The 26,000-nt window shown below is 72.1% G+C and carries 24 protein-coding genes; 11 read left to right on the plus strand and 13 right to left on the minus strand.

All coding sequences use genetic code 11. From position 1 onward, the window contains the following. The first annotated feature begins 18 nt into the window (after nt 1-18). Nucleotides 19-1,695 (plus strand): AMP-binding protein, encoded by a 1,677-nt coding sequence (locus DEJ13_RS07400; protein ID WP_181437085.1) that lies wholly within the window; start codon nt 19-21, stop codon nt 1,693-1,695. Between the two features lie 84 nt (nt 1,696-1,779). Here the strand turns inward: DEJ13_RS07400 and DEJ13_RS07405 are convergent, their stop codons facing one another. After that, a complete protein-coding gene (locus DEJ13_RS07405) occupies nt 1,780-2,721 on the minus strand; it encodes an alpha/beta hydrolase fold domain-containing protein (RefSeq protein WP_111107443.1) in 942 nt (313 codons plus the stop codon). Then, nucleotides 2,718-3,251 carry a P-loop nucleotide/nucleoside kinase family protein gene (locus DEJ13_RS07410; RefSeq protein ID WP_181437081.1) on the minus strand — a complete coding sequence of 178 codons (534 nt, stop codon included), beginning with the start codon at nt 3,249-3,251 and terminating at the stop codon, nt 2,718-2,720. Before DEJ13_RS07410 ends, DEJ13_RS07405 begins: the two co-directional genes overlap by 4 nt. Nucleotides 3,252-3,291: 40 nt before the next feature. On the opposite strand from DEJ13_RS07410, the gene DEJ13_RS07415 reads away from it, so the two are divergent. Then, entirely contained in the window at nt 3,292-4,086 is a 795-nt protein-coding gene (locus tag DEJ13_RS07415; RefSeq protein WP_111107441.1) for an SGNH/GDSL hydrolase family protein, read from the plus strand. Nucleotides 4,087-4,094: 8 nt separating this feature from the next. Here DEJ13_RS07415 and DEJ13_RS07420 read toward each other — a convergent pair whose 3' ends face one another. Genes DEJ13_RS07420 through DEJ13_RS07435 form a run of 4 tightly spaced genes read right to left on the minus strand, consistent with a single transcriptional unit; the run spans nt 4,095 to nt 7,375 of the window. Further along, nucleotides 4,095-4,754 (minus strand): DUF4232 domain-containing protein, encoded by a 660-nt coding sequence (locus DEJ13_RS07420; RefSeq protein WP_111107440.1) that lies wholly within the window; start codon nt 4,752-4,754, stop codon nt 4,095-4,097. A gap of 2 nt (nt 4,755-4,756) precedes the next feature. Further along, nucleotides 4,757-6,097 carry a sensor histidine kinase gene (locus DEJ13_RS07425; RefSeq protein WP_146245271.1) on the minus strand — a complete coding sequence of 447 codons (1,341 nt, stop codon included), beginning with the start codon at nt 6,095-6,097 and terminating at the stop codon, nt 4,757-4,759. Continuing rightward, complete coding sequence (locus tag DEJ13_RS07430) at nt 6,097-6,756, minus strand: response regulator transcription factor (protein ID WP_111107438.1); 660 nt, start codon at nt 6,754-6,756, stop codon at nt 6,097-6,099. Before DEJ13_RS07430 ends, DEJ13_RS07425 begins: the two co-directional genes overlap by 1 nt. A 49-nt stretch (nt 6,757-6,805) precedes the next feature. Then, nucleotides 6,806-7,375: a TetR/AcrR family transcriptional regulator gene (locus tag DEJ13_RS07435; RefSeq protein WP_111107437.1), complete on the minus strand. Its 570-nt coding sequence runs from the start codon at nt 7,373-7,375 to the stop codon at nt 6,806-6,808. Between the two features lie 89 nt (nt 7,376-7,464). Between DEJ13_RS07435 and DEJ13_RS07440 the strand changes: the two genes are divergently transcribed. Further along, nucleotides 7,465-8,175, plus strand: coding sequence for an alpha/beta hydrolase (locus DEJ13_RS07440; protein ID WP_111107436.1), 711 nt, complete (start codon nt 7,465-7,467; stop codon nt 8,173-8,175). 59 nt (nt 8,176-8,234) lie between these two features. Here DEJ13_RS07440 and katG read toward each other — a convergent pair whose 3' ends face one another. Beyond that, a complete protein-coding gene (katG, locus tag DEJ13_RS07445; RefSeq protein WP_220037605.1) occupies nt 8,235-10,604 on the minus strand; it encodes a catalase/peroxidase HPI in 2,370 nt (789 codons plus the stop codon). 536 nt (nt 10,605-11,140) lie between these two features. Between katG and DEJ13_RS07450 the strand changes: the two genes are divergently transcribed. Then, complete coding sequence (locus tag DEJ13_RS07450) at nt 11,141-12,148, plus strand: TerC family protein (protein ID WP_258374139.1); 1,008 nt, start codon at nt 11,141-11,143, stop codon at nt 12,146-12,148. 29 nt (nt 12,149-12,177) lie between these two features. Then, on the plus strand, nt 12,178-12,753 hold the full coding sequence (locus DEJ13_RS07455; protein ID WP_111107435.1) for a GNAT family N-acetyltransferase: 576 nt from the start codon (nt 12,178-12,180) through the stop codon (nt 12,751-12,753). 123 nt (nt 12,754-12,876) lie between these two features. On the opposite strand, the gene DEJ13_RS07460 is transcribed toward DEJ13_RS07455, so the two are convergent. Further along, nucleotides 12,877-13,464 (minus strand): acyl-CoA-like ligand-binding transcription factor, encoded by a 588-nt coding sequence (locus DEJ13_RS07460; protein ID WP_111107434.1) that lies wholly within the window; start codon nt 13,462-13,464, stop codon nt 12,877-12,879. 69 nt (nt 13,465-13,533) lie between these two features. On the opposite strand from DEJ13_RS07460, the gene DEJ13_RS07465 reads away from it, so the two are divergent. Next, nucleotides 13,534-14,301, plus strand: a complete 768-nt coding sequence (locus DEJ13_RS07465) for an SDR family NAD(P)-dependent oxidoreductase (RefSeq protein ID WP_111107433.1) — start codon at nt 13,534-13,536, stop codon at nt 14,299-14,301. Nucleotides 14,302-14,452: 151 nt separating this feature from the next. Here DEJ13_RS07465 and DEJ13_RS07470 read toward each other — a convergent pair whose 3' ends face one another. Then, nucleotides 14,453-14,896, minus strand: a complete 444-nt coding sequence (locus tag DEJ13_RS07470) for a hypothetical protein (protein WP_111107432.1) — start codon at nt 14,894-14,896, stop codon at nt 14,453-14,455. 96 nt (nt 14,897-14,992) lie between these two features. Between DEJ13_RS07470 and DEJ13_RS07475 the strand changes: the two genes are divergently transcribed. The 5 genes from DEJ13_RS07475 (at nt 14,993) to DEJ13_RS07495 (ending at nt 19,793) form a co-directional block, all read left to right on the plus strand. Further along, on the plus strand, nt 14,993-15,679 hold the full coding sequence (locus tag DEJ13_RS07475) for a response regulator transcription factor (RefSeq protein ID WP_111107431.1): 687 nt from the start codon (nt 14,993-14,995) through the stop codon (nt 15,677-15,679). Further along, on the plus strand, nt 15,679-17,043 hold the full coding sequence (locus DEJ13_RS07480; protein WP_111107430.1) for a sensor histidine kinase: 1,365 nt from the start codon (nt 15,679-15,681) through the stop codon (nt 17,041-17,043). The genes DEJ13_RS07475 and DEJ13_RS07480 overlap by 1 nt, the downstream gene beginning before the upstream one ends. A 115-nt stretch (nt 17,044-17,158) precedes the next feature. Then, on the plus strand, nt 17,159-18,601 hold the full coding sequence (locus tag DEJ13_RS07485; protein WP_111107476.1) for a ferredoxin reductase family protein: 1,443 nt from the start codon (nt 17,159-17,161) through the stop codon (nt 18,599-18,601). Further along, entirely contained in the window at nt 18,598-19,053 is a 456-nt protein-coding gene (locus DEJ13_RS07490) for an FMN-binding protein (protein WP_258374138.1), read from the plus strand. Before DEJ13_RS07485 ends, DEJ13_RS07490 begins: the two co-directional genes overlap by 4 nt. Beyond that, a complete protein-coding gene (locus DEJ13_RS07495; RefSeq protein ID WP_258374137.1) occupies nt 19,050-19,793 on the plus strand; it encodes an FAD:protein FMN transferase in 744 nt (247 codons plus the stop codon). The genes DEJ13_RS07490 and DEJ13_RS07495 overlap by 4 nt, the downstream gene beginning before the upstream one ends. A gap of 115 nt (nt 19,794-19,908) precedes the next feature. Here DEJ13_RS07495 and DEJ13_RS07500 read toward each other — a convergent pair whose 3' ends face one another. From DEJ13_RS07500 to DEJ13_RS07515, 4 genes are read right to left on the minus strand one after another with little or no spacing between them, the layout of a single operon-like run. After that, complete coding sequence (locus DEJ13_RS07500) at nt 19,909-22,887, minus strand: glycoside hydrolase family 2 TIM barrel-domain containing protein (protein WP_111107428.1); 2,979 nt, start codon at nt 22,885-22,887, stop codon at nt 19,909-19,911. Continuing rightward, entirely contained in the window at nt 22,884-23,777 is an 894-nt protein-coding gene (locus DEJ13_RS07505) for a carbohydrate ABC transporter permease (protein WP_235515541.1), read from the minus strand. Before DEJ13_RS07505 ends, DEJ13_RS07500 begins: the two co-directional genes overlap by 4 nt. After that, nucleotides 23,774-24,730, minus strand: a complete 957-nt coding sequence (locus DEJ13_RS07510) for a carbohydrate ABC transporter permease (RefSeq protein ID WP_258374136.1) — start codon at nt 24,728-24,730, stop codon at nt 23,774-23,776. The genes DEJ13_RS07505 and DEJ13_RS07510 overlap by 4 nt, the downstream gene beginning before the upstream one ends. Then, a complete protein-coding gene (locus DEJ13_RS07515) occupies nt 24,727-25,995 on the minus strand; it encodes an ABC transporter substrate-binding protein (protein WP_111107427.1) in 1,269 nt (422 codons plus the stop codon). The genes DEJ13_RS07510 and DEJ13_RS07515 overlap by 4 nt, the downstream gene beginning before the upstream one ends. Nucleotides 25,996-26,000 lie beyond the last annotated feature (5 nt).

Consider the following 26,000-nt stretch of genomic DNA (forward strand, 5'->3'; position numbering starts at 1 on the left):
CGAGCCGACGACCCGGTGATGCCCGACACGACCGTGGCCACGTTCGCCTGGCCCGACCTCGGCGACACGTTCAACTGGGCCGACGACTGGTTCGACGTCATCGCCGCGGGCAACGACCGCACGGCGCTCTGGCTCGCGGACGCCGACGGCGACCGCCGGTTCAGCTACGCCGAGATGGCCGCGCGCTCCGACCGGCTCGCGGTCGTCCTCGACGCACACGGCGTCCGGAAGGGCGACCACGTGCTGGTGATGCTCGGCAACCAGCTCGAACTGTGGGAGACGATGCTCGCGGTCATCAAGCTCGGCGCCGTCATCCTGCCGACCTCGACGATGCTCGACACCGCCGACCTGCAGGACCGCGTCGACCGCGGGTCCGTCGCCCACGTGGTCACGAACGCGGCGGAGACACCCAAGTACACGGGCGTGCACGGGGACTTCTCACGCATCGTGATCGGCGGCGCCGCGGACGGGTGGGCGCCGTACCCCGACCACCTCGGCGACCCGGCACCCGCGGGCGAACAGCGCCCGGTCGTCACCACCCGGACGACGGACCCGTGCCTGGTGTACTTCACGTCCGGCACCACCTCGAAGCCGAAGATGGTCGTGCACACGCAGACCTCGTACCCGGTCGGACACCTCAGCACGATGCACTGGATCGGTCTGCGGCCCGGCGACGTCCACCTGGCGATCAGCTCACCGGGGTGGGGCAAGCACGCGTGGAGCTGCTTCTTCGCACCGTGGATCGCCGAGGCCACCGTGTTCGTGCACGACACCCCGCGCTTCGACCCCGCGGCGCTGCTGGCACAGCTCGAACGGGCCGAGGTCAGCACGTTCTGCGCGCCGCCCACGGCCTGGCGGATGATGCTGCAGGCCGACCTCGGAGCCCGGCCACGAGCGCTGCGCGAAGTGGTGTCCGCCGGCGAGCCGCTCAACCCCGAGGTCATCGACCGGGTGCGCGACGCATGGGGCCTGACGATCCGCGACGGCTACGGCCAGACCGAGACGACGGCGATCATCGGCAACGCCCCGGGCGCGGACGTGACAGCCGGCGCGATGGGGACGCCGCTGCCCGGCGTCACCGTGGTGCTGCTCGACCCGTTGACCGGTGCACCCGGGGACGAGGGCGAGGTCTGCCTCGACCTGCGCGAGCGCCCGGTGAACCTGATGGCCGGGTACCTCGGCGAAGCGGACCGGACCGCCGACGCGATGCGCGACGGCCACTTCCACACGGGCGACATCGCCGCCCGTGACGCGGCCGGACAGCTCACCTTCATCGGCCGCACCGACGACGTCTTCAAGTCCTCCGACTACAAGGTCTCGCCGTTCGAGGTCGAGAGCGCCCTGCTGCAGCACCCGGCCGTCGCCGAGAGCGCGGTCGTCCCCGCACCGGACCAGGCGCGGCTCAACATCGTGAAGGCCTACGTTGCGCTCGCCGCGGGCTGGGAGCCGACGGCCGACACGGCGCGCCAGGTCCTCGAGCACGCACGTGATGTCCTCCCCGTGTACGCACGGGTCCGCCGGGTCGAGTTCGCCGAGCTGCCCAAGACCATCTCCGGCAAGATCCGCCGGGTGGAGCTCCGTGAGCTCGAGGAACGCGCTGCAGTGAGCGGGACGCCCGCCGTGGGTGAGTGGCGCGAGGACCACTTCCCCGAGCTCCGCGGCACGCGCGCAGCCGAGGCGCCCGGCGCGAGCTGACGCGGCGCCAGCCCGGCGCGACCCATGGCCGGACAGGAGGACCGTGCCGGGTCGGCACCGCGCCTCCCGTCCGGTGGTGACCCGCTACTCGTGCCGCGGGGACGCGGTCAGGGCGCCCTGCAGCGCGCGTGCCTGCGCGAGCCAGAAGGCGCGCGACACACCGGCCTTCGGCATCACCGCGTCGAAGCCGTGGAACGCGCCCGGCACGACCTCGAGCGTGCAGTCGATCCCGGCGGCGCGGAGCCGCTCCGCGTACTCGACGTCCTCGTCGTGGAACAGGTCGTTCGCGCCGACGCCGACCCAGGCCGGAGGCAGGCCGGCGAGGTCGGTGCGGCGGGCCGGGGCCGCGTACGCCGACACGTCCGGGCTGCCGGGATCGGTGCCGAGGTACGACGTCCAGCCGTACCGGTTGCTGCCCGGCATCCACACGTGCACGTTGGTGGTGTCCATGTCGGTCCGCAGCACCGTTCTGTCGTCGAGCATCGGGTAGACCAGCAGCTGGAAGACCGGCACCGGACCCGGCCGGTCCACGGCCATCAGGGTGGCAGCGGCGGCGAGCCCACCACCCGCGCTCGCACCCCCGATCGCGATCCGGGCCGGGTCGATGCCCAGCCGTCCGGCCCGCTCGACCAGCGCAACGAAGGCGCTGTACACGTCCTCGGCGGCGGCGGGAGCGACGGCGTCGGGCGCCAGGCGGTACCGCACGGCGGCGACCGCGATCCCGAGGCTGCGGACGAAGCCGGCGTTCGCGCGGTCGTCCTGCTCCGGGCTGCCGGAGATGAGCCCGCCACCGTGGACCCAGAGCAGCAGCGGCGTCGGGCCCTCGGCGAGCGCCGGGCGGAGCAGCCGGACCGACACGTCCGGGTTGCCCGCGGTGCCCGGCAGGTGCAGTTCGGACGCCGTGACCTCCGGCCCGAGGTCGGCCGGCCGCGGCCGCACCCGCCGGACGAGCCCCGTCAGGCGCGGTCCCCAGGAGAACCCGGGCAGGAAGCGGATCGCACGGAGGTCGGGGTGGGTGGGGGTCATCGTGTGCTCCTGGCTGCGCCGTCTGCCGGTCCCGTTCCGCCGGTGTGCCGAACGTACTCGTGGACGAGGGCGAGTTCCATGGCGGTGACCGGCTCGAACACGCCCTCCGCCCACCGCAGGTCGTCCTCGGTCAGGGGTGCCGACCCGGGCGCGGCAGCGGCGTTGCGACGACGCAGCCGCTCCCACAGCGTGTCGTGGTCGACCTCGAACACGTGGAAGCGCACCCGCGCACCGCAGGCTCGGGCGTCCGCGAACTTCTGCCGCCGCTCGGCAGCGGTCCACAGCCCGTCCTCGAGGACCACGTCCACGCCCGCCCGCAGCAGGGTCAGGGCGTGCCGGTACAGGACCACCTGCAGGGACTCGTGGAAGTCGGAGTCCGCATGCGGGACGCCGATCATCGCCTGCCACTCGTCCGTCGCGATCCGGATGCCGTCGCCAGCGGCCTCGAGCCGGCGTGCCAGCGTGGTCTTGCCGGACCCGGGCAGACCGCAGAACAGGGTGAGGGTCGGTGCACTCGGGGACAGGGCCATGCGCGCACTCTGCCACGGTCGGTCGTGCCATGATCGGGCGATGACCCGGCACATGGTGGCACTCGGCAGCTCGTTCGCCGCCGGGCCGGGGCTCGCGCCCGTGGTCGACCGGCTGGCCGGTCGCTCGGGTGCCAACGCGTCGCACCAGATCGCTCGTGCGCTCGGAGCCCGCCTGACGGACGCATCGGTCAGCGGTGCGACGACGGACACGGTCCTGCGCACGGCCCAGCGCGTCGGTCCGAAGCGGTTCCCACCGCAGATCGAGGCCGTACGCGCCGACCAGGACGTCGACCTCGTGACGATCACCGCGGGCGGCAACGACCTGCGGTACGTCGGTTCGCTGTCGGCGGCGGCGTGGGGGAGCTGGCTGTCCGCACGGCCCCTGACCCGCGCGCTCGGCGGTCGGCTCCAGCGGACGGCGACGGCCGACCCGCCGACGCAGCGGGACGTCGACGCCGCGACCGCCGGGCTGGTGGACGTCGTCAGCGCCGTCCACGACCGTGCACCCGCGGCACGGGTCCTGCTGGTCGACTACCTGACGATCATCGGCACGGCGACGACACGCTCTCGGCTGGCACCGTTCTCCGAGGACCAGATGGTGGCGTTCCGACGGATCGCCGGCCAGCTCCGCGACGCCTTCACCGCGGCGGCAGCACAGTCGGGCGCCGAGCTCGTCGACGTCGCCGCAATGAGCGACGAGCACGCCGTCGGGTCCGCGGAGCCCTGGGTGCAGGGCTTCACGGCGTTCCGCAATGGCGACGCGGCCCTGTTCCACCCCACGCCCGCCGGCATGCGCGCCGTCAGCGACGCGGTGCTCGCGCACCTTCGCGGGTGACGGAGGGGTCAGGAGCCGGGCTGGATCGCCTGGACCTCGAGCTGGGTGTCCTGCGCGTTGGTGCACGCGGACAGCTGCAGCTGTCCGGCGTCGATGAACAGCGACTGCTTCGACCCGGGCGGGTAGACGCGGAAGCCGTCGGCGGTCGTCGCTCCGCAGTCGCCGAAGTCGCCGGCCTGCGCGACGATCACCGTGGCGTGGGCGATGCTCCCCGCGGCGATCGTCACCGTGCCGTGCGGGCTCGCACGGTCGAAGGACGCGGCGGCACCGAGCTGGGTGCCGTTGCCCTTCCCGACGAACGAGACGCCCGGCCAGCCCTGCAGCGTGCACGGCTTCGACCCGGTGTTGCGGAAGACGAGCTCGTAGCCCTGGTGTCCGGCTGCGCCGCCCCCGGGGGTGCTCGTCACGGACCCGGCGAGGTCGGTGGTCGCGCAGGCACCGGTGCGGAGCGAGTCGCCGCCGGTGCCGCTGCTGTCGGTTCCGCTGCTGCCGGTGGTCGGGCTCGCCGTGCCGGAGGCGGTGCTCACGTGTGTGGCGGGCGTCGCGGCGGTCGTGGTGGCGGTCGTCGGCTCCGCGGTGACGGATCCGTTCGCGGCGCACCCGCTCAGGGCGATGAGCGTCGCGATCCCTGCCGCGCTGGCGAGTGCCAGGGTCTTCGAGGGTGTCATGGTCAGGCTCCTTCCTGTCGGCCTGCGTCCACGATGCGCGCGGGTGTGTGAGGTTTCGATGAGGCCGTCCGACGCGGTGTCCGGAACCGGATCGTGACCGTCAGGCCGGGTCGCTCGCGGTCCCGCGGGTCCGTGTCGGCCAGGGACAGCGTCGCTCGTTGGACGCGCGTCGCCCACTGCACGATGGCCAGCCCGGTGCCGGTCCCGGCGCCGCCGGTGCTGCCGGCCCGCAGGGCACGTCTGCGGTCCCGCGCCGGGATGCCCGCGCCCGAGTCCGCGATCGTCAGGGTGCCCTCCGCCACCCGCACCCGGATCGGCGGACTGCCGTGGCGGTCGGCGTTCGCGAGCAGGTTCTGCACGATCTGGTCGACCAGGTCCGGGTCGGCGTCGACCGTCGTCGGTGCGAGGTCGACGTCGAGGTCGCGCGCGGTCGCGTCCCGGTCCAGGGACGTGATCACCGCCGACTCGACGACCTGGTCGAGTCGGATCGCCTGGGTGCTGACCACCGAGGTCGACGACGACCGTGCGCGCAGGAGCAGGCGGTCGGAGAGCGTGACGAGCCGGTCGACCTGCCGGATCGTCTGGTCGGGTGGTGCACGCCGCTCCGCGAGGACCCGCAGGGCAGCGAGGGGAGTCCGGAGCTCGTGGGCCGCCTCGACCAGGAACTGTTCCTGCGCCTCGAGCCCGCGCACGGCGGGCCGGACCGCCAGACCGGAGACCAGGTGCGCGAGTGCCGCGGCGACGACGGTCAGGGCGCCCGCGGCCAGCAGCAGTCCCGTCCGGAGCTGTGTGTGGCCAGCCGCGGCGGCCACGGGCTTCCCGGCGACCGCGATGCCGCCCGTGTAGGTGCCGTCGACGTAGGTGCCGTAGTCCGTGATCGTCGACGCTGCCCAGTGCAGGCGCTCCCCGTCGGGGGACGCGGCCTCCGGCGCCACGAAGGTCACGACGCCGCCCTTCGCGTGCCGCGCGTCGGCGAGGGCACGCCGGAGGACCGCGTCGCTCGGCAGGGAGTCCTGGGCGGGTTGGGCGTAGGCGATGGCGGTGTCGGTGACGAAGCCGTACACGGGGACCGACCCAGCCGCGTGGCTCTGCTGCACCGGACCGAGGTGCAGCTGCTGGTCGTCGCCGAACGTCACCAGGTCGGCGAGGGTCTCCACCCGCTGCTGCAGGTCGGTGTCCGTGGCCTCGCCGCGTGAGGCCAGGTCGATGTGCAGCGCCGCCGCGACGAGGACCCCGAGGCACGCAGCGGTCGCCGCGGCGAACACGACCGTCGTCGTCCACCGGATCCGTGCGATGCGACGGCGCGCCGGGTCGGACCGGCGGCGCGAGCTGCTGCCCCGCATCACACGGGCACCCGGTAGCCGACGCCGCGGATGGTCTCGATCGGGTCCGGCGGACCGAGGCGGCGACGGAGTTGGCCGACGAGCACGTCGACGACGTTCGAGCCGGGCGCGCTCATCTCGTCCCAGCAGCGCTCGAGCAGCTCGGTGCGCCCGACCACACGTCCCGTCGCGGACAACAGGACCTCGAGGACCTGGAACTCCTTCGCGGTCAGGGTCAGGAGTGCTCCATCGCGGCGCGCCTGGTGCCGCGCGAGGTCGAGTTCGAGGTCGCCGGCTCGCAGCACCGGCGGCGTCGGGTCCGCGGCCCGACGACCGAGCGCCCGGATCCGCGACACGAGCTCCGCGAACGCGAACGGCTTGACCAGGTAGTCGTCGGCTCCGTGGTCGAAGCCGGCGACGCGGTCGGACACCCGGCTCCTGGCGGTCAGCAGCAGCGTCGGGGTGGTGTCGCCGTCCTGCCGCAATCGGTCGACGAGCGCGAGTGCGTCCCCGTCGGGGACCATGCGGTCGAGGACCAGGCAGTCGTACCGAGCGGTCACGCGTTGGACGTCGGCGGTCTCGATCGTGGTGACGTGGTCGACGACGAAGCCCTCGTCGCGCAGGCCGTCGAGGACCGCTGCGCCGAGCTCGACGTCGTCCTCGAGGAGCAGCACCTTCACCCAGGCGACGGTACGGCAGTTGCACCTGGGCCGTCCGTGCGCGCGTCGGTCAGCGCAGCGGCAGCGGCGCCGCAGCCGGGTCGAGCGCCCGGAGCAGCTCGGTGAACGCCGCGTCGGCGCGGTCGAGGTCGCCCGTCGCCTCGACGTCCATGAACAGGCCGCGGATGACCGCGAGCACCAGGGTCGCTGAGCCAGCGCGGTCGATGCTCGCGAGCCCGGCCTCGAGCGGCCCCAACCAGTCGGTCGTCGCCTGCCGCGTGAACCCGGGCCACAGCGACTGCTCGGACTGCTGCCGGAGCTGGCTGAACATCCGCAGGAACGGCGCCTCGTCCGGGCCGGTCATCGACACCCATGCGCGGCCGAGGGTGGTCGCGTAGTGCTCGTCCGGGCGGAGCCGCAGCAGCCCACCCCAACGGTCGAGGTGTCGTCCCCGAGCCTGCCGGAGCACCGCGAGCAACAGGGCGTCGCGTGTGCCGAAGTGGTACAGGAGCATGCGTGCCGAGGTGCCCGTGGCCTGCACGAGGGGCTCGAGCCGGTCCGGGAGCCCGTGCTCGAGTGCGTGGTCGGTGCACCGCTCGAGCAGCTGCTCGGCGATCTCCGGCCGCGGGTGTCGTCCCATGGCGGCATCGTCGCACACCGTCCGCGTTTCACGTAACGATCGCTACATGTACCGTTGACGAGACACCGCTGTCGAACCAGGAGGAACACATGGACGTCGTCTTCGTGCACGGAGCACTGGTCCGCGACGGAGCGTGGTGGTGGCACCCCACGGCCGACGTGCTGCAGCAGCGCGCGGGGATCCGCAGCCACGCGGTCGCCCTGCCGTCCTGTGGCGAGGGCGGCTCGACCGAGGTCGCCGCGGACGGCCTGGCTGCCGATGCCGCAGCGCTCCGCCACGTGCTCGACCAGCTGGACGACGACACCGTCGTCGTCGGCCACTCGTACGGCGGGACGGTCATCGCCGAGGCCGGCCACCACCCGGCCGTCGCGCACCTGCTGTTCGTGTCGTCCTACCTGCCCGACGTCGGCCAGCCCCAGGGCGGGATCATGAGCGGAGAGCCCGACCCGGTCGCCGTCGCCGAGGTCCGTCCCGGCGTGGTCGGTGTGGACGGGTACGACGCCGAGTCGTTCGGTGCCCGGTTCCTGCAGGACGCCGACCCGGCGACGCAGCAGGCGGCGTGGAGCCGCGTGACGGAGCAGGCCGTCGGGGCGTTCGCGACGCCGACCAGCGCCGCCGGGTGGCAGGGCGTCGATTCGACGTACCTGGTGTGCACCGGAGACCGCAGCACCACCGTCGGCCTGCAGCGTCACCACGCGGCGCGGGCGACGCGCAGCGTCGACGTGCCAACGGGGCACCACCCGTTCATCACGCGACCCGATCTCGTCGCCGACGCGATCGGACGGTTCGCGACCGGCTGACGGACGGGAGGCCCGGTGCCAGCTGGCACCGGACCTCCCGTCCGACCCGTGGTCGCGGCTCAGGCCGCCATCGGTCCGTACCGACGGTGTCCCTTGACGTCGTACCGGTCGAGCATCATGACCTTGTCCCAGACGCGGACGAAGTCGGCGACGAAGCGCTGCTGCCCGTCGCTGCCCGCGTAGGCGTCGACGACCGAGCGCAACTGTGCGTTCGAGCCGAACACCAGGTCGTTGCGCGTCGCCGTGAAGCGTCGTTCGCCGGTGGCCTGGACCGTGCCTGTGAACGTCGACTCGGTGTCGTCGGTCTTCGTCCAGACCAGCTCGGTGTCGGTCAGGTGCACGAAGAAGTCCGTGCTGAGGACACCGACCCTGTCCGTGAACACGCCCGCGTCCGAGCCGTCCCAGTTCGCCCCGAGGACCCGCAGGCCCCCGGTCAGCACGGTCCACTCCGGCGCGGTCAGGGTCATCAGGTTCGCCTTGTCCAGGAACGTGGCCTCGGGGGCGACCCCGGGGGCGAACTCGGCGAAACGGTCCGACACGAAGTTCCGGAACCCGTCGGCCACCGGGCGGAGCCACTCGAACATCTCGATGTCCGTCAGCTCCTGCGTGGTGTCGACGCGTCCGGGCGTGAACGGCACGGTGATGTCGGAGCCCGCCGCTCGTGCTGCCTGCTCGACCGCAGCGGAGCCGGCCAGCACGACCAGGTCCGCCAGCGAGACGTGCTTGCCGGACGTGCCGGCGAAGTCGGCCTGGACGCCGCGCAGGGCCTCGACCACGGGGACGGTCCGCCGGTTTACGGCCCAGTCCTTCTGCGGCGACAGCGCGATCCGCCCGCCGTTCGCCCCGCCGCGCTTGTCGCTGTCGCGGTAGGTCGACGCTGCGGAGAACGCCGTGAACACCAGGTCCGAGACGGACTGCCCGCTTGCCAGGACCGCCTGCTTGAGCACCCGGACGTCGGTCTCGTCGAGCGGGGCGCCCTCGGCCTCTGGGAGCGGGTCCTGCCAGAGCAGGTCGTCGGCGATCGTCACCTCGGGTCCCAGGTAGCGGAACTTGGGGCCCATGTCGCGGTGGGTCAGCTTGTACCAGGCCTTCGAGAACGCCGTCGTGAACAGGTCGAAGTCGGCCAGGAAGCGTTCGCACACCTCGCGGTACGCCGGGTCGACCTTGAGCGCGATGTCCGACGTCATCATCATGAGCGGGTTCATCTGCCCGGGCACGTGAGCGTCTGGGGTCTTCGGCGCGGCCGGGTCCGTCGGGGTCCACTGCAGGGCACCCGCGGGGCTCTTCGTCTGCTCGAAGTCGTACGCGAACAGGTTCTCCAGGTAGGTGTTGTCCCACTGGGTCGGGTTCGGCGTCCAGCTGCCCTCGATGCCGTTCGTCGAGGTGTACTCGGCGTTGCCGGTGCCGACCGGGTTGTGCCAGCCCAGGCCCATCGACTCGATCGGCGCGGTCTCGGGCGACGGGCCGATGTCCGACGCGGGGACCTGCCCGTGGCTCTTGCCGAAGGCGTGGCCGCCGGCGATCAGCGCGACGGTCTCCTCGTCGTTCATCGCCATCCGCGAGAACGTGATCCGGATGTCGCGCGCCGAGCCCATCGGGTCCCCGTTCGCGTACGGGCCCTCGGGGTTGACGTAGATGAGCGCCTGGTGCGACGCGGCGAGCGGGCTCTGCAGGTCGTAGTCCGCGTCGCCGTTCTGCCCGGTCCACCGCTCGTCGCGCGTGACCATGTCGTCGCCCTGGTGCGCCTCGTGCGGGTTCCACACCTCGGGTCCCCACCAGGTGCCGTCGTCGGGCTCCCAGGCGTCGAGCCGGCCCCCGCCGAACCCGTAGGTGGGCAGGCCCATCAGCTCGAGCGAGCAGTTGCCCGTCAGGACCATCAGGTCCGCCCAGCTCAGCGCGTTGCCGTACTTGTGCTTGATCGGCTGCAGCAGACGGCGGGACTTGTCGGTGTTGCCGTTGTCCCACCAGCTGCCGATCGGCGCGAACCGCTGCATCGCGGTCCCCGCGCCGCCGCGGCCGTCCGCGATGCGGTAGGTGCCGGCGGCGTGCCACGCCATCCGGATCATCTGCGGGCCGTAGTTGCCGTAGTCCGCCGGCCACCAGTCGACCGAGGTCGTCAGCAGCTGCTTGATGTCGGCCTTCAGCGCGTCGAGGTCGATCGTCGCGAAGGCGGCGGCGTAGTCGAAGTCGGCGCCGAGCGGGTCGGCGTCGATGCCGTTGCGGTGCAGCAGCTCGACACGGAGTCGCTGCGGGTACCAGTCGGACAGGGTCGGGGACTGCCCGAACGTGCCGCCCTGGTGGTCACCGCCCGCGGGCAGTGCACCCCCCATGTGGAAACTGCAGGTGTTCGTCCCGTCCGGGTCGGTCGTGTCGGCGGGGGATCCTCCGGTGGAGGTCCCGTCGGTCTCGGCGGTGCGGTGTTCGGTCACGGCTGCTCCTCGTCGTGCGGTGGGACGCGCCAGGTGCCCCGTGGCGACGCGTCCACACCCCACGTTCCGCCGTCGTGCTGGGAGAAGCGCGCACGGTGTTCGCAACGGAACTCGAATCCTCGAACGAACGGGCCGGACGCCCCGTGAGGGCGGACCATGGCACCCGGGTCGGTCGCGATCCGCCCGCGCATCCGGTGCCCGACCCGAACGGGCACCAGGTGTCGTCACGAGTGACGCTCGCGTCCTCCCGCAGCGCCGATCGCGTGCCAGGATCGCCTGTGAGGGGGTTCACGATGCGGTTCATCACCCGGTTGCTCGACACGCTCGGGCTGCTTGCGCGCGGGGTCGACAGTGCGAGCGGTGCGGGGCCGGGGGGTCCGGCTCGACGAGGCACTGCGTCGCGCCGATGCGGACGCAGCGCACCGCCGTCGGCAGGACTACCGGCCGTAGCCGTTCGTCCGCCATCCCGTCCGCGCGCGACGGTTCGCGCGACGGCCCCGCCGACGACATGATGGACATTCCCACAGCAACGAGGAGTGCCCTTGCCTGACCTGCCCGTCGTGTTCGAAGTCGGGTCGATGATCGCGATCGTCCTGATCCTGCTCGCCGACCTGCTCATCGTGGCGCGACGCTCGCACGTGCCGACCGTGAAGGAGTCGGGCCTGTGGGTCGGCCTCTACGTGGGACTCGCCCTGGTGTTCGCGGTGCTGATGCTGGTCGTCGCGGGCGGGGACGCCGCCGGGCAGTTCGTCGCCGGCTGGCTCACCGAGTACAGCCTGAGCATCGACAACTTGTTCGTCTTCGTCATCATCATGGCGCGGTTCGCGGTGCCCAAGCAGATCCAGCAGTCGGTGCTGATGATGGGCATCATCATCGCCCTGGTGCTGCGGGGCGTGTTCATCCTGCTCGGCGCACAGCTGATCGAGGACTTCTCGTGGATCTTCTACCTCTTCGGCGCGTGGCTGGTCTACACCGCGATCCAGCAGGTGCGCGAGGACCACGACGACGACGCCGAGCAGCAGGACAGCTTCATCGTCCGCCAGCTGCGTCGCCGGGTCCGGATCACCGACACCTTCGACGGAATCAAGCTCCGGACGACGCACGACGGCGTCCGGCACCTGACGCCGATGATCGTCGTCCTGATCGCCATCGGGACCACCGACCTGCTCTTCGCCCTCGACTCGATCCCCGCGATCTTCGGCATCACCGAGAGCGCCTTCATCGTGTTCACGGCCAACGTCTTCGCGCTCATGGGCCTGCGGCAGCTGTACTTCCTGCTCGGCGGCCTGCTCGAGAAGCTCGTGTACCTGAAGTACGGCATCGCGGTGATCCTGGCCTTCATCGGGGTCAAGCTGGTGCTGCACGCGCTGCACGAGAACGAGCTGCCGTTCATCAACGGCGGCCGTCCGGTCGAGTGGGCACCGGAGATCACGACGGTGACGTCCCTGGTCGTGATCGTCGTGTCGATCGGCCTCGCGACCCTCGCCAGCCTGGTGCGGATGCGCCACGAGTCGTCGACCGAACGGCAGCCGGCCGACCGCTGACCCGTGCCCGTGCAACCCGAGGAGTCCCGATGACGGTCGTCACCACGACCCTGCAGATGCTCGCTCCGCCGCGGACTGCCCCTCGCCCGTTCCCCGAGGACGTCCGGCTCGACCGGGCGGCACGGGTGTCACCGGAGTACGCCCGCTTCCTCTACGGCCTGGTCGGCGGACCATGGCACTGGACGGACCGGCTGGGATGGTCGCGGCAGCAGTGGGTCGACGAACTTGCCACCGCGGCGACCGAGTTCTGGGTCCTGTACGGCGACGGCAACCCGCTCGGGTACGTCCACCTGCAGCCCCAGCCGACCGATCGTGGGACAGCGGTCGAGATCCGGTACTTCGGGCTCGCCGAGACCGCGATCGGTCGCGGACTCGGCGGACCGCTGCTGGAACACGGCGTCCGGGCCGCCTGGACCCTCCCCGAGCGCACCGGGATCCCCGCGGTGTCGCGCGTGTGGGTCCACACCTGTTCGCTCGACGGACCCGCCGCCCTCGCCAACTACCGGGCGCGTGGGCTCGTCGCCACGGGCTCCGAGGAGACGGACGAGGACGTCCCCGACCGTCCGATCGGCGCGTGGGTCGCCACGGGCGGCCCGGCCGGCTGATCGCCGGGGACGGGAGGCCCGTGGCCGGCTGGCCACGGGCCTCCCGTCCGGCTCCGCGGCCGACGGGAGGCGCGGTGCGGGCTCGCCACGGGCCTCCCGTCCGCCACGCGCTGTCGAGCGGGCTCAGCCGATCGCCAGCACGTCGAAGGCGCGCTCCATGGCGTGCGCCGGACCGCCGACGTCGTCGTGCAGCGCCCACCAGGTCAACGCCGCACTCGCCGCGGCGGCGACCGCGTGCGCGCGGACGGTGACCGCCAGGTCGTCCGTCGGGCGCCCTTCCCGTTCGGCGACGAAGTGGACGATCGTCTCCGTCAGGGACGTGACCGTCGCCTCGCCGCCGCGCTCCAGGGACGGGTTCGCACGGATGACGCGGAGCCGGCGCCGCGTCACCTCGAGCGCGGCGTCCGGGAACGACGCGCCGACCAAGTACGCGGTGCGCAGGGCCACTCCCGACGCCTCCGTGGCGGGTCGGCGTTGCAGCGCCTCGGTGAAACGCGCAGCGAACTCGTCGAGTCCGCCCCACACCAGCGCGGACTTGCTCGGGAACAGGCGGAACAGCGACCGACGGCTGATCCCGGCGGCCGCGGCGATGTCGTCCATCGACACGGCGTCGAAGCCGTCGTCGTCGAAGAGCCGGAGTGCGGTGAGGGACACCGCGCCGGGGTCGATCGTGCGCGGGCGCCCGGTCGGACGGTCGCTCGTCGGACTCATCGGTTCCTTTCGGCACTGAGTGCTACAACTGGGGGTGGCGCACCTGGCGCCGCTCGACGAGGAGGCACCATGACCGACACCACCACCGGACGCTTCACCGGCAGGACCATCATCGTCACCGGAGCGGGATCCGGCATCGGGCGCGCCACGGCCGCCCGGATCGCGCACGAGGGCGGCCGGGTGATCGCGACGGACGTCGTGGCCGAGCGCCTCGACGCCCTGCGTGCCGAGCTCGTCGAGTCCGCCGGACTCGCGGTCGAGACGGTCGTCGGCGACGTCACCGGGACCGAGACGATCGACGCGGTGCTCGCTGCCGCGGGTGACCGCATCGACGGCCTGGCCAACGTCGCCGGGATCATGGACGCGTTCCTGCCACCGAGCGAGGTCGACGACGCCACGTGGGACCGGGTCTTCAGCGTCAACGTCACGGGTCCGATGCGCCTGACCCGGGCGGTGCTGCCGGTGATGATCGCTGCCGGTCGCGGCGCCGTCGTGAACGTGGCGTCGGAAGCGGCCCTGCGTGGGTCGGCTGCCGGCGTGGCGTACACGGCGTCGAAGCACGCGATCGCCGGGTTCACCAAGAGCGTCGCCTTCTTCCACGGGCCGCAGGGGATCCGCGCGAACGCCGTGGCGCCGGGTGCCGTGGCGACCAACATCGAGGCGCCGATGCGCAGCGAGTACGCGGCCGGACGGATCGGCCCGCTCCTGCAGGTCGTCGTCCCGCCGGTGGCGCAGCCCGAGCAGCTCGCGGCCGCGATCACCTGGCTGCTGAGTGACGACTCGGCGAACGTCAACGGTGCCGTCCTGCCGAGCGACGGCGGCTGGTCGGTGGTCTGACGGACGCGAGCCGCGCCACCAGGCCGCGCACCGTGCGCGGTTTGTCTTCGGTGCGAGCTTGACGGCTCGGTGCGAGGCAACAACCTTGCACCGAGCCACCAAGCGCGCGAGCACCGGGCCGTCCGCGTGCGGACCGGGGGCGTCCGCGTGCTCAGCCGCGCCGCATCGCCGCCGTCCGGACCGACAGCCAGATCGCGACGCCGTAGACGACGAACGCCAGCACGACGTGCCACGGCGTCACCCAGTCCCAGCCGAGGGTCGTGATCGCGTGGCCGAGCAGCCACTGCACGACGCTCAGGACGAACAGCGCCCCGGCGCCGACGGCAGCGAGTCGAGCAGCGCTGAGCCGCGTGAACGCGACCACGGCCGCGGCCAGGGCGAAGACCATGATCGGGTAGGCGACGAGCCCGTGGACGTCCGTCCAGGTCGCCTTCGCGGACTCGGGCAGGCCGTCGGAGATGAACTCGCCGGCGGTCAGCGACTGCAGGAAGACGAACAGGACGGTCAGCCCGACCAGGACCGCGAAGGCCCGCCGGGGTCCGGCGGGGAGCGTGCTCGTGGTGCGGGAGTCGGACCGGGTGGTGGGGACAGTCATGGCGAGGACGCTAGCCAGCCCGGCGCGCACCGTGCCCGCGCGGCGTCGTTCGAAACCTCACACGATGCGCGGGCCGGATGCTGGTTGGCTGGGGGCATGGCGGCGATCCTGGTGGTGGAGGACGACCCGGCGATGGGCGCCCTGGTCGCGCGTGGGCTCACCGGCGAGGGCCACACCGTGACGGTCGTGACCGACGGCGTCGAGGCGCTCCTCCGTGCCCGCGAGCAGGCGTTCGATGCGGCGGCCATCGACGTGATGCTGCCGGAGATGACCGGCTTCGAGGTGTGCCGCCGGCTGCGCGAGATGGGGCAGGACCTGCCCGTGATCCTGGTGACCGCGCGCGACGCCGTCGACGACCGCGTGTTCGGGCTCGACTCCGGCGCCGATGACTACCTGACCAAGCCGTTCGCGATCGCCGAGCTGAACGCCCGGATCCGCGCGCAGCTGCGTCGTCGTGCAGCGGGCACCGCGACCGTCGTGACGGCCGGACGGGTGCGGCTCGACGTGGTCGCCGTGCGTGCATCGGTCGACGGACGCGACCTGCCACTGAGCGTCAAGGAGTTCTCGCTGCTGCGCTTCCTGATCCAGGGGAGTCCGGCGACGCGCTCGCGGGCCGAGGTGCTGCAGGAGGTCTGGGGGAGTGCCGAGCACTTCGACCCGACGATCGTCGACCAGTACGTCAGCTACGTGCGGAAGAAGCTGACCGCGGCGGGGGCCGACGTCGTGATCCGCACGGTGCGCGGCATCGGCTACGCGCTCGAGCCGATGGTCGGACCCGCGTGATGCGTCTCCTCGGGCGGCTGTCGATCCGCGCGCGGATCACCCTCGGCAGCCTGGTCATCGGCGCGGTCGTGCTCGCCGGGGTGGCCGGGGTGCTGCACCTGCAGATCCGGCAGGCGACGCTCGCGACGGACCGGTCGCTGGCCGCGGGTGACGCCGCCCCGTTCGTCTCCGACCTGCGGAACAACCCCGACGAACCGCCGGACCGCCCGGCCGAGGACGTCCTGGTCGGCATCCGGAGTGCGGACGGCAGCTGGGTCGTCGACGCCCTTCCGGCCGACGTCCGCCGGGTGCTGCCCGACACCGTCCCGGACGACCAGGTCACGCTGCGCCTGCACACCGACCGTCGGAGCGTCACGGTCGTCGGCACCCCGGTCGTCAACGACCGTGGGACGTTCGTCGTCTGGGCCGCATACGACGGCCGCGCCGGGCAGGAGACCCTGGAACGCGTCGACCGGTCCCTGGTGATCGGGGTGCTCCTGGCCGTCGCGGCGTTCGCGGGGACGGCGTGGCTGCTCTCGACGCTGGCGCTCCGGCCGGTGGGTCGGTTGCGACGGACCGCCGAGGACATCAGCGCGGGCCGCAGCGGTGGGCACCTGCCCGTCGGCACGTCGGCCGACGAGCTCGACGACCTGGCGCGGACCCTCAACGCGTTCATCGACCGGCAGCGCGCAGACGCCGCACGCGAGCGACAGATGGTCTCCGACGCCAGCCACGAACTGCGGACTCCGCTCGCGGCGCTGACCGCGCGGCTGGAGCTGGCACACCGCGAGTCCGGCGACGCCGAGGCACTCGAACGCGAGCTGAGCGCCGCCGAGGTCGACGCGGCGCGGCTCGTCGCGCTGGCGAACACGCTGCTCGAGCTGAGCCGCCTGGACGAGGACGGTCCGCAGCCGACCACGACAGCGCGCGACCTCGTCACCGAGTTGATGGGCAGCGTGGACCGCGCCCGGGCGCTCGGCGGGGTCGAGGACCGCGACATCGACTTCGACGTCGATGCGCCCGACAGCGACGTCCGGTACGCGATCGGCACCGCGGCCTTCGCCCGCGTCGTCGACAACCTGGTCGCGAACGCGGTCGCCGCCGGCAGCGTGGGCGGTGTGGTGCGGGTGGCACTCGGCCAGGAGGACCGGCTCGGCCTGGTCCTGCGGGTCACCGACGACGGTCCCGGCGTGCCGGTGGACTTCCTCCCGCGGGCGTTCGACCGGTTCACGCGTGCCGACGAGGCCCGGCGCTCCCGGCTCGGCGGCAGCGGGCTCGGGCTCGCGCTCGTGCGGGCCGTGGCTGAGCGGGCCGGCGGGAGCGCATCACTCGCCAACCCGGTGGGCGGGGGCGCGGAGGCCGTGGTCCGGTTGCCCGCGCTCTGACCGCGGCGCTTCGTTCGAGGTCTCGAACGAAGCGCCGTGGCCGTTCCCGGTCCACGCATAGGAGTCATCCTCAGGCTGTGTGTCACCCGACCACCTGCTGAAGAGGAGCGCGACGATGATCGACACCGCTCGCCCCGCCCGCACCGCCGTCCGACACGCGGTCCCACCCGCTGCCGAGCCGCTCGACGTCGCTGTCGGACGCCGCCGCCGAGCCCACCGTCGGCGCACCGCCGCGGGCGACCTGCTGGGTGTCCTGGCGTGGGCGTCGGCTGCCGCCGCGGTCGCGCTCTGGCTGGCCTCGCCGGGGTCGCACACGGTGTCCGGCATCAGCGGCTGGCTGACCGACGCGGGCATCGTCGCGGGGCTGGTCGCGACCGACCTGGTGCTGGTCATGCTCGTGCTGGCCGCCCGGGTCCCGCTCATCGACCGCACCTTCGGCCAGGACACCGCGATCGCCGTGCACCGGTCGCTCGGCAAGCCCTCGCTGTACCTGCTGCTGGCGCACGGCCTGTTGCTCACCCTGGGCTACGGCGCGGCGGACCGGACGAACCCGATCGCCGAGACCATCGCGCTGTTCTCGACGCCGGACATGCCGCTGGCGTACCTGGGACTCGGGCTGTTCGTGGCCGTCGTGGTGACGTCGCTCGTCGCCGTGCGCCGGCGCCTGCCGTACGAGGCGTGGCACGTGATCCACCTGCTCAGCTACGCCGCGGTGCTCGTGGCGTTGCCGCACATGCTCAGCGTCGGCAGTGTCCTGGCGAACGGCACCTGGCAGCGGGTGTACTGGATCGCGCTGTACGTGATCGCGCTCGGGCTCATCGTCGTGTACCGGTTCCTGCTGCCCGTCGTGGTCTCCCTGCGGCACCGCATCCGTGTCGTGGCGGTGGAGCCGATCGCGCCCGGCGTGGTGTCGATCCACCTGACCGGGCGGGACCTCGACCGGCTGGGAGTGCGCGGCGGGCAGTACGGCGTGTGGCGGTTCTGGACCGCACGGACCTGGTGGCACGCACACCCGGTCTCGTTCTCCGCCGTTCCCGGTGCCCGCTCTGCACGCATCACCGTGCGCGACCTCGGCGCCGGATCGGCCCGACTCGGTCGGATCACCCCCGGGGCGGTCGTCTCGCTCGAGGGGCCCTACGGACTGTTCACCACGCGAGCCCGGACGGCTCCCTTCCTGGCGCTCGTCGCCTCGGGGATCGGAATCACCCCGGTCCGCGCGCTGCTCGAGGACACCGACCTGCGGCCGGGCGAGGCAACCGTGCTGCTGCGCGGGACGGACGCCGACCAGCAGTACCTGTGGCACGAGACCGCCGCGTTGGCCGCGTCGACCGGCAGCGTGTGCGCCACCATGGTCGGTCCCCGCGCATGGTCCCGCGACAGCTGGATGACCGAGGACGACGTCCGACGCGGTGTGACGCTGCGCTCGGTGTTCCCGCGCCTGCTCGAGTCCGACCTGTACGTGTGCGGCCCGCAGGTGTGGGCTGACCTGGTCGTCCGCGAGGCCCGGCTCGCCGGCGTCCCCGAACACCAGATCCACCAGGAACGGTTCGGCTCGTGAGGGCGCGGATGGTGGCCGGCGGGATCGTCTCGTCCGCCGCGGTCCTGGTCATCGGCTGGCAGCTCGGCGCGCAGCCGGCGGTGACGACACCGGTGCAGCAGGGCACGACCAGCGGCAGCGCCTCGTCGGGCAGCGGTACCTCCGGCACGTCCACCGGGACCGGGACCTCGACCGCGTCCGGCACGTTCACCGGCACCACCGCCCAGACCCGGTACGGGCCGGTCCAGGTGGAGATCACCGTCGCCGGCGGGAAGATCACCGAGGTGACGGCGCTCCAGCTGACGAACCAGGACGGTCGCTCGGTCGCGATCAGCCAGCAGGCCGCCCCGATCCTGCGACAGGAGGCCCTGCAGGCGCAGTCCGCGAAGATCCAGGCGGTGAGCGGCGCGACCTACACCAGCGACGGCTACGTCACCTCGCTGCAGTCCGCGATCGACCAGGCGGGCCTGTGAGCGTCCGGACGTTCCCGACGATGGGCACCGTGGTCAGCCTCCGCGGTGCCGACGACGCCACCGCGGCCGAGGTCCGCAGCGTGTTCGCCGGGTACGACCACCGCTACAGCCTGTACGACCCGAGCTCGGTGCTGCGCCGCGTGGCCGACGGGGCGCTCCGCCTGCCGGACACCCCGGACGAGGTCCGTGCGACGTACGCCCTGGCGCTGGCATGGCGTGACCGGACCCACGGGGCGTTCACCCCGCACCGCCCGGACGGCGTCGTCGACCTGTCCGGGGTCGTCAAGGCGATGGCCATCCGTGACGCCGGCACGGTGCTCGACGCGGCTGGTCACGACTGGATGCTCAGCGTGGGCGGCGACGTGCTGGTGCGCGGGCAGCACGAGGAGCAGCCCTGGGGCGTCGGGATCGTCGACCCGACCGACCGGCAGCGGGTGGTCGCCGTCGTCCCCCTCGCAGCTCCACGTCGGGCGGTCGCGACGTCCGGCACGGCGGAACGCGGCGAGCACATCTGGCGCCGCGCCGCCCCGACGTTCGTCCAGGCCACCGTGGTCGCCGACGACATCGTCACCGCCGACGTGCTCGCCACCGCGATCGTCGCCGGCGACGAGACCGACCTGGCCGGGTTCACCGCGGACGAGGACGTCGACGTCATCGCGTTCGGTGCCGACGGCCGGGTGTGGGCGACGCCGGGCCGCGCGACCGCCGCGCTGACGCAACCGAGCACGGTGCGAGGCTGACGGCCTCGAGCACGGTGCGAGCTTCCCGCTCGGTGCGAGGTTGACGGCCCGGTGCGGGGGGCAACCGCGCACCGGGCGGCCAAGCTCGCACGGACCGCCGCCGCACCCCGCCCGGTCAGCGGAACGTGATGTCGAGCGCCACCTGCCGCGGCCAGAGTGCGTATCGGGGGAGCACGTCCGGCCCGCATGCCCGTGACCCGAGCCCGTGCTGCGCAGCGTCGAGGTACAGGTGGAGTCGATCGGACGCCGGCAGCTCGTGCGCGTGCCCGACGGCGCTCCACTGCTGGGCACTGTGCCGCGCGACCTGGAAGCCGGGCAGCGTGGCGCCGTGCCCCTCGGCGGCGGCGACGACGAGCGGACCGAGCCGCAGTTCGTGCAGCCCCGGCCGGTGCCCGGTCTCCTGCGGCCGCGCGTACCGGATGCCGAGGTCGTCGATCGGCGCGGTGAAGCGTCCGACCTCGACGCCGTTGCGGGCGTCGGCGTAGGACTCGTGCGGACCGGTGCCCCACCACGAGGCGTCGTCGGTCAGGTCCTCGGGCAGCTCCAGGTGCAGCCCGATCCGCGGCCACGTGCAGTCCCACGGACCGATCGGCACGGTGGTCCAGCGCAGGCGCAGGCTGCCGTCGTCGCCAGTCCAGCGGAACTCGGACTCGATGCCCGTCGAGGAGCCCGCCGGCATCGACCGGACGCGCTGCACGAGGGCCCGCCCGTCGGTCTCGAGCGACAGCACGCGGTGTGTCAGCCGGTCGAGGCCCCGCTCGCGCCAGCGGTCGGCGGACGGCGGGACGGACTCGTCGCCCCGCCCCGAGGTGAGTTCCGGCAGCACCGTCTCGGAGGACCCCTGTCCGGCGGCACGGTCGTTCTCGGTGGGCGCACGCCACAGTTCCGGCCGCGGTCCGGCGAGCGGGACACCGCGCCACGACCGCAGCGTGCCGTCGTCCGAGAACACCGCGGACACCGGCAGTGCGGTCCGGCCCGGCCGGCCGGACTCGGCCTCGACGGGCTCGACTGCGACCACGTCGGCCGCGACCTGGCCGCTCGCGACGGCGTGCCCGGCGTCCGCCCATGCGGTGTCGGCACGCAGGTCCGCTCGGAAGGTCAGGTGCGCACGGTGGCCTCGCCGCGGGGCGATCGCCTCGCTCGGCAGGGCGACTGTCGCCTCCGAACCGGGTCGGACGGGAGGCACGTCCAGCGTCCCGTCGTCGACCGCGCGTCCGTCGACCCGCAGCTCCCACGACACGACCAGGTCTGCTGTGTCGGCGTGCGCCCGGAGGTTCCGGACGGTCAGCGACGAGCCCGTCCGGACGAAGCGGACGGGCGCCCAGAGCGCCGCCAGGTCGGCGAGTGCGGGGGTGGGCGTGCCGTCGGACAGCACCAGACCGTCCATCACGAAGACCCCGTCGTGGACGGGCTCGCCGAAGTCGCCGCCGTACCCGAAGTACGTCGTGCCGTCGGCCGTCCGGGTGCGGAGGCCGTGGTCCCGCCACTCCCACACGAACCCGCCGTGCAGCGACGGCCACCGCTCGATGCGCTCCTGGTACTCGGCGAGCATGCCCGGCCCGTTGCCCATCGCGTGGCCGTACTCGCACAGCAGGAACGGCTTGGCCCGCTGTCGGGCACCGGCGGCGGGACCCGAGGTCTCGTGCACCGGCATCGTGACCGTGCCGCACACCGAGTCGATCTCCTCGAGCGTCGGGTACATCCGCGAGTAGACGTCCGTGTACGCGCCGTCGACGTCGCCCTCGTAGTGGATCGGCCGCGAGGGGTCGCGCTGTCGGATCCAGTCCGCCATCGCCGCCAGGTTCCGCCCGGTGCCGGACTCGTTGCCGAGCGACCACATCACGACCGAGGCGTGGTTCTTGTCCCGCTCGACGGTGCGCCGTACCCGGTCCAGGTACGCGTCGCGCCACGTCGGGTCGTCGGAGGGGTTGCCGACCCAGTCGACCTCCCAGAAGCCGTGGGTCTCGAGGTCGCACTCCAGCACGACCCAGAACCCGAGCTCGTCGGCGAGCTCGAGGAAGCGCGGGTGCGGCGGCTGGTGGGCGGTGCGGATCGCCTGGACGTTGTGGCGCTTCATGAGCGCGAGGTCGGCGCGGACCACGTCCTCGTCGAACACCCGGCCGAGGTCGGGGTGGGTCTCGTGCCGGTTCACGCCGTGGAACACGAGCGGGACGCCGTTGGCCAGCAGCTGGTCGCCGACGACCTCGACGCGACGGAACCCGACCCGCATGCGGACCCGTTCGCCGTCGGTCGCGACCGTCAGGTCGTACAGCCGGGGGATCTCGGCCGACCACGCGTCGACGACGCCGACGTCGAGGTGGGCCGGCGAGGCGGGGCTGATCCGGGCCTCCAGTCCGGTCTCCGGCAGCCGGACCGTGACCGACCCGGCGGTGGTGACCGTCTCGATGCGCAGCCGGCCGCGGCCCGTGACGGGGTCGCGGTCTGCGGTGACGAAGACGTCGTCGAGCGCGTCGACCGGGCGGTGTTCCAGCGCGACCGAGCGGAAGACGCCCGGCAGCCACCACTGGTCCTGGTCCTCGAGGTAACTGCCCTGCGACCACTGGTGCACACGGAGCGCGACCGTGTTGGTGCCCGGACGCAGCACGTCGGTGACGTCGTACTCGACCGCGAGCCGGCTGCCGGTGGACCAGCCGATCTCGGTGCCGTTGACCCACACATGGGCGAGCGACTCGGCGCCGTCGAGCCGCAGCACGGTCCGCCCGGTCGCGGGCCAGTCGTCGGGGAGATCGACCGTGCGGACGTGGTCGCCGGTCGGGTTCGTGTCGGGGACGTGCGGCGGGTCGACCGGGAACGGGTAGCGGATGTTCGTGTACCAGGGGGATCCGTGGCCGTGCAGGGGCCAGTGGGACGGGACGACCAGGTCGTGCCAGTCGGCGCCGTCGGGTCCGTGCACGGCGAACGGCGGGATGCCGTCGACCTCGTCGAGCGGCGCGTGGTCGGTGAGCCGGAACCGCCACACGCCGTCGAGTGACAGTGCCCTGGCGTCCGACCGGACCCGTGCGCGAGGAGGCAGGCGCGAGTCCGAGCCGGGCGTCGTGGTCCCAAGGGGCCGGACGGCGTGCGGTGCGCTCACTTGATGGCGCCCTTGGCGATGTCCCCGATGAACTGGCGGGCACCGATGAGGAACACGACCAGCAACGGCAGGACGGACAGCAGCGCGCCGGCCATCACCATGCTGTAGTTGTTCGCGAAGGTGGTGTTGAGCTGCGCCATCGCGACCTGCAGCGTCAGGTGGTTCGGGTCGTTGAGCACGATGAGCGGCCACAGGTAGTCGTTCCACGAGCCGATGAACGTGAAGATCCCGAGGAACCCCAGGCCCGGACGGATGAGCGGCAGGCACACGGTCCACCACTGCCGGAAGAACCCGGCGCCGTCGATCACCGCGGCGTCCATCAGCTCGTCCGGGACGCTCGACAGGATGTACTGCCGCAGCCAGAAGATGCCGAACGCGTTCGCCGCGGCCGGCACGATGAGCGCCTGCAGGTGCCCGACCCAGCCCAGGTTCGTCATCGTGATGAACTGCGGGATCACCGACAGCTGCATCGGCAGCATGAACGTGACGAGCACCACGGTGAACAGCGTCTTGCGCAGCGGGAAGTCGAACTTGGCGAACGTGAACGCCGCCAGCGAGTCGAAGAACAGCACGAGCGCGGTGACGCTCACCGAGACGATCACGGTGTTCAGCAGCGCGCCGCCGAAGTCGATCTTGTCGAAGACCTCGCCGATGTTCTGGAAGAGCCACGGCCCCGGCACGAACACCGGCGGCGACTTGTAGATGTCGCTCGTGGTGTTGCTCGCCATCACGAACAGCCAGTACAGCGGGAAGATCGACACCACGGCGCCCAGGGTGAGCAGCGTGTACAGCACCACGCGTGACGCGGGCGGTCGACGGTGGCGGCGCCGGGTCAGGGGAGAGCGCGGTTCGGTCTGCGCCGCCGTCGGGCGCTGGGTCAGGACGGTCACGACTGTGCCTCTTCCTTGCGGCCGGCGGTGAAGCGCCAGCTGATGATCGTGAACACGACGACGATGAGGAACACGCCCCAGGCGATGGCTGCGCCGTAGCCGAAGCGGTTGAAGCCGAAGGCCTGCTGGTAGAAGTAGAGGACCATCGTCAGGCCGCCCTGCCCGGCACCGCCGCTGTTGGTGGACCCGGCGGTGGTGGTCAGGACCTGGGCCTCGGTGAAGCTCTGCAGGCCGGTGATCGTGCTGACGACCAGCACGAAGATCACCGTCGGGCGCAGCAGCGGCAGGGTGATCGAGAAGAAGCTGCGGAAGGCGCCGGCGCCGTCGATCTTGGCTGCCTCGTACACCTCGCCGCCGATGGACTGCATGCCGGCCAGGAAGATGATCGCGTTGTAGCCCGTCCACTGGTAGGTGATCAGGAGCGACACGGTGACCTGGATGCCGAACGGCGTGCTCAGCCACGGCACCGCGGGCAGACCGACGGCGTGCAGCAGGGTGTTGGCCAGGCCGAAGTTCTGCCCGAAGATCGAGCCGAACAGCACCGCCATGGCGACGACCGACGTGATGTTCGGGATGAAGTAGGCGATGCGGAGTGCCGTGCTGTAGCGGACGGCGCTGTTGAGCATCGCCGCCACGACGATGGCGATGACGAGCATCGGGAACGTCGACAGCGCGAAGATGACGAAGGTGTTGCGGATCGACAGGTAGAACGTCGGGTCGGCGAAGAGCTTCTGGAAGTTCTCCAGGCCGACCCAGGTCGGGTCGCCCAGACCGTTCCAGTCCTGGAAGGACAGCACGAGCGAGTACATCGTCGGGTACAGCCCGAACACCAGGAACAGGATGAAGAACGGTGCGACGGCGAGGTACATCGGCCAGGTGCGGCGGATGCCCCGCCGGCGGGGCCGGGTCGACGGACCCGGCCCCGCCAGCGACGGTGCGACGGAGGTCGTCACTTGGCTGACTCCAGCGCCGACTTCGCGGCCTTGACGGCGTCGTCCCAGGCCTGGTCCGCGTCCTTGCCCTGCGACTGGATGTTCGTCAGCTGGGTGAGGTACGGCGCCGAGACCTGGGCGTCGTAGGGGCTGGTGTACTTCGTCGGCATCGACTCGATCGCGTCCTTGAACACGGACGCGGTGTCCTGGCCGCCGAAGAACGAGTCGCCCTTCGTCAGCGCTGACTCGTCGAGCGCCTTGGACGAGGACGGGAAGTTGCCGACCTGGCTGTACGTGGTCGCCTGGGCCGACGGCGAGATCAGCGACTCGATGACCTTGAGTGCGGTCTTCTTGTCGGACGTGGCGGCGGGGATGGTCAGGAACGAACCACCGACGTTGCCGGGCCCGCCGGGCGTCGCCGTGACGCGCCAGTTGCCCGACGTGTCCGGCGCCGCGCTCTTGATGTCCCCGGCGTGCCATGCGGCGCCGAGGACGGTCGGGATGGTGCCCTTGTTGACGGCTGAGGCCCAGTCCGGGCTGCCGTCCTCGATGCCGGCGACGATGCCGTCCTTCTCGGCGGTGACGGCGCGGTCCCAGGCCTGCTTGACCGTGTCGCTGTCGCCGGTGAACTTGCCCGACTTGTTGACGAACCCGCTGTCGGCCTGCGCCATCGACCAGCTGAAGACGTCGCCCATCGAGACCTCGAGCGACGCGCCCGTCTTCTCCTTGAGCTGCTTGCCGAACGCGAAGTACTTGTCCCACGTACTGGTGGCGTCCGCGACGGCTGCGGGCTCGGAGGGCAGCCCCGCCTTCTCGAGGACGTCCTGACGGTAGAACAGCGCCGAGGGGCCGATGTCCGTCGGCAGCCCGATCAGCTTGCCGTCGGCGGTGGTGGCCTCGGCGAGCTTCCACTTCGGGAACTGCGCGAGGTACGAGGCCGGCACCACGTCCTTCAGATCGGTGAACAGACTCGACTGCTGCAGGAAGTAGGGCATGTCCTCGCCCTTGACGCCGGTGATCGAGGGGATGTTGCTCTTGCCGGTGAACGTCGTCACGAGCTTCTGCTTGAAGTCACCGCCGATGACGTTGACCTGCAGCTTGTCGGAGCTGAACTCCTTCTTGGCGCTCGAGACCACCGTGTCGCCGACGGCGCCGGGCCACAGCCAGGTGGTGAGCTTGCCGGACGATGCGGACGAGCCCGCGGAGCAGCCGGTGAGGACGATGGCCGCGGCGACCGCGGTGGCGAGGACCGCGGCGGTGCGGCGACGCTTCGAGGAGGTGCGCATGGGGT

Origin of the sequence: Curtobacterium sp. MCLR17_007 (assembly GCF_003234655.2) — a bacterium.
Taxonomy (GTDB): domain Bacteria; phylum Actinomycetota; class Actinomycetes; order Actinomycetales; family Microbacteriaceae; genus Curtobacterium.

What these genes read in the sequence shown, in the direction of transcription:
- DEJ13_RS07400 (WP_181437085.1), top strand. Translation starts at nt 19, where the DNA reads ATGCCCGACACGACCGTGGCCACGTTCGCCTGGCCCGACCTCGGCGAC.
- DEJ13_RS07405 (WP_111107443.1), bottom strand. Translation starts at nt 2,721, where the DNA reads ATGACCCCCACCCACCCCGACCTCCGTGCGATCCGCTTCCTGCCCGGG.
- DEJ13_RS07410 (WP_181437081.1), bottom strand. Translation starts at nt 3,251, where the DNA reads ATGGCCCTGTCCCCGAGTGCACCGACCCTCACCCTGTTCTGCGGTCTG.
- DEJ13_RS07415 (WP_111107441.1), top strand. Translation starts at nt 3,292, where the DNA reads ATGACCCGGCACATGGTGGCACTCGGCAGCTCGTTCGCCGCCGGGCCG.
- DEJ13_RS07420 (WP_111107440.1), bottom strand. Translation starts at nt 4,754, where the DNA reads ATGACACCCTCGAAGACCCTGGCACTCGCCAGCGCGGCAGGGATCGCG.
- DEJ13_RS07425 (WP_146245271.1), bottom strand. Translation starts at nt 6,097, where the DNA reads ATGCGGGGCAGCAGCTCGCGCCGCCGGTCCGACCCGGCGCGCCGTCGC.
- DEJ13_RS07435 (WP_111107437.1), bottom strand. Translation starts at nt 7,375, where the DNA reads ATGGGACGACACCCGCGGCCGGAGATCGCCGAGCAGCTGCTCGAGCGG.
- DEJ13_RS07440 (WP_111107436.1), top strand. Translation starts at nt 7,465, where the DNA reads ATGGACGTCGTCTTCGTGCACGGAGCACTGGTCCGCGACGGAGCGTGG.
- DEJ13_RS07455 (WP_111107435.1), top strand. Translation starts at nt 12,178, where the DNA reads ATGACGGTCGTCACCACGACCCTGCAGATGCTCGCTCCGCCGCGGACT.
- DEJ13_RS07460 (WP_111107434.1), bottom strand. Translation starts at nt 13,464, where the DNA reads ATGAGTCCGACGAGCGACCGTCCGACCGGGCGCCCGCGCACGATCGAC.
- DEJ13_RS07465 (WP_111107433.1), top strand. Translation starts at nt 13,534, where the DNA reads ATGACCGACACCACCACCGGACGCTTCACCGGCAGGACCATCATCGTC.
- DEJ13_RS07470 (WP_111107432.1), bottom strand. Translation starts at nt 14,896, where the DNA reads ATGACTGTCCCCACCACCCGGTCCGACTCCCGCACCACGAGCACGCTC.
- DEJ13_RS07475 (WP_111107431.1), top strand. Translation starts at nt 14,993, where the DNA reads ATGGCGGCGATCCTGGTGGTGGAGGACGACCCGGCGATGGGCGCCCTG.
- DEJ13_RS07480 (WP_111107430.1), top strand. Translation starts at nt 15,679, where the DNA reads ATGCGTCTCCTCGGGCGGCTGTCGATCCGCGCGCGGATCACCCTCGGC.
- DEJ13_RS07485 (WP_111107476.1), top strand. Translation starts at nt 17,159, where the DNA reads ATGATCGACACCGCTCGCCCCGCCCGCACCGCCGTCCGACACGCGGTC.
- DEJ13_RS07515 (WP_111107427.1), bottom strand. Translation starts at nt 25,995, where the DNA reads ATGCGCACCTCCTCGAAGCGTCGCCGCACCGCCGCGGTCCTCGCCACC.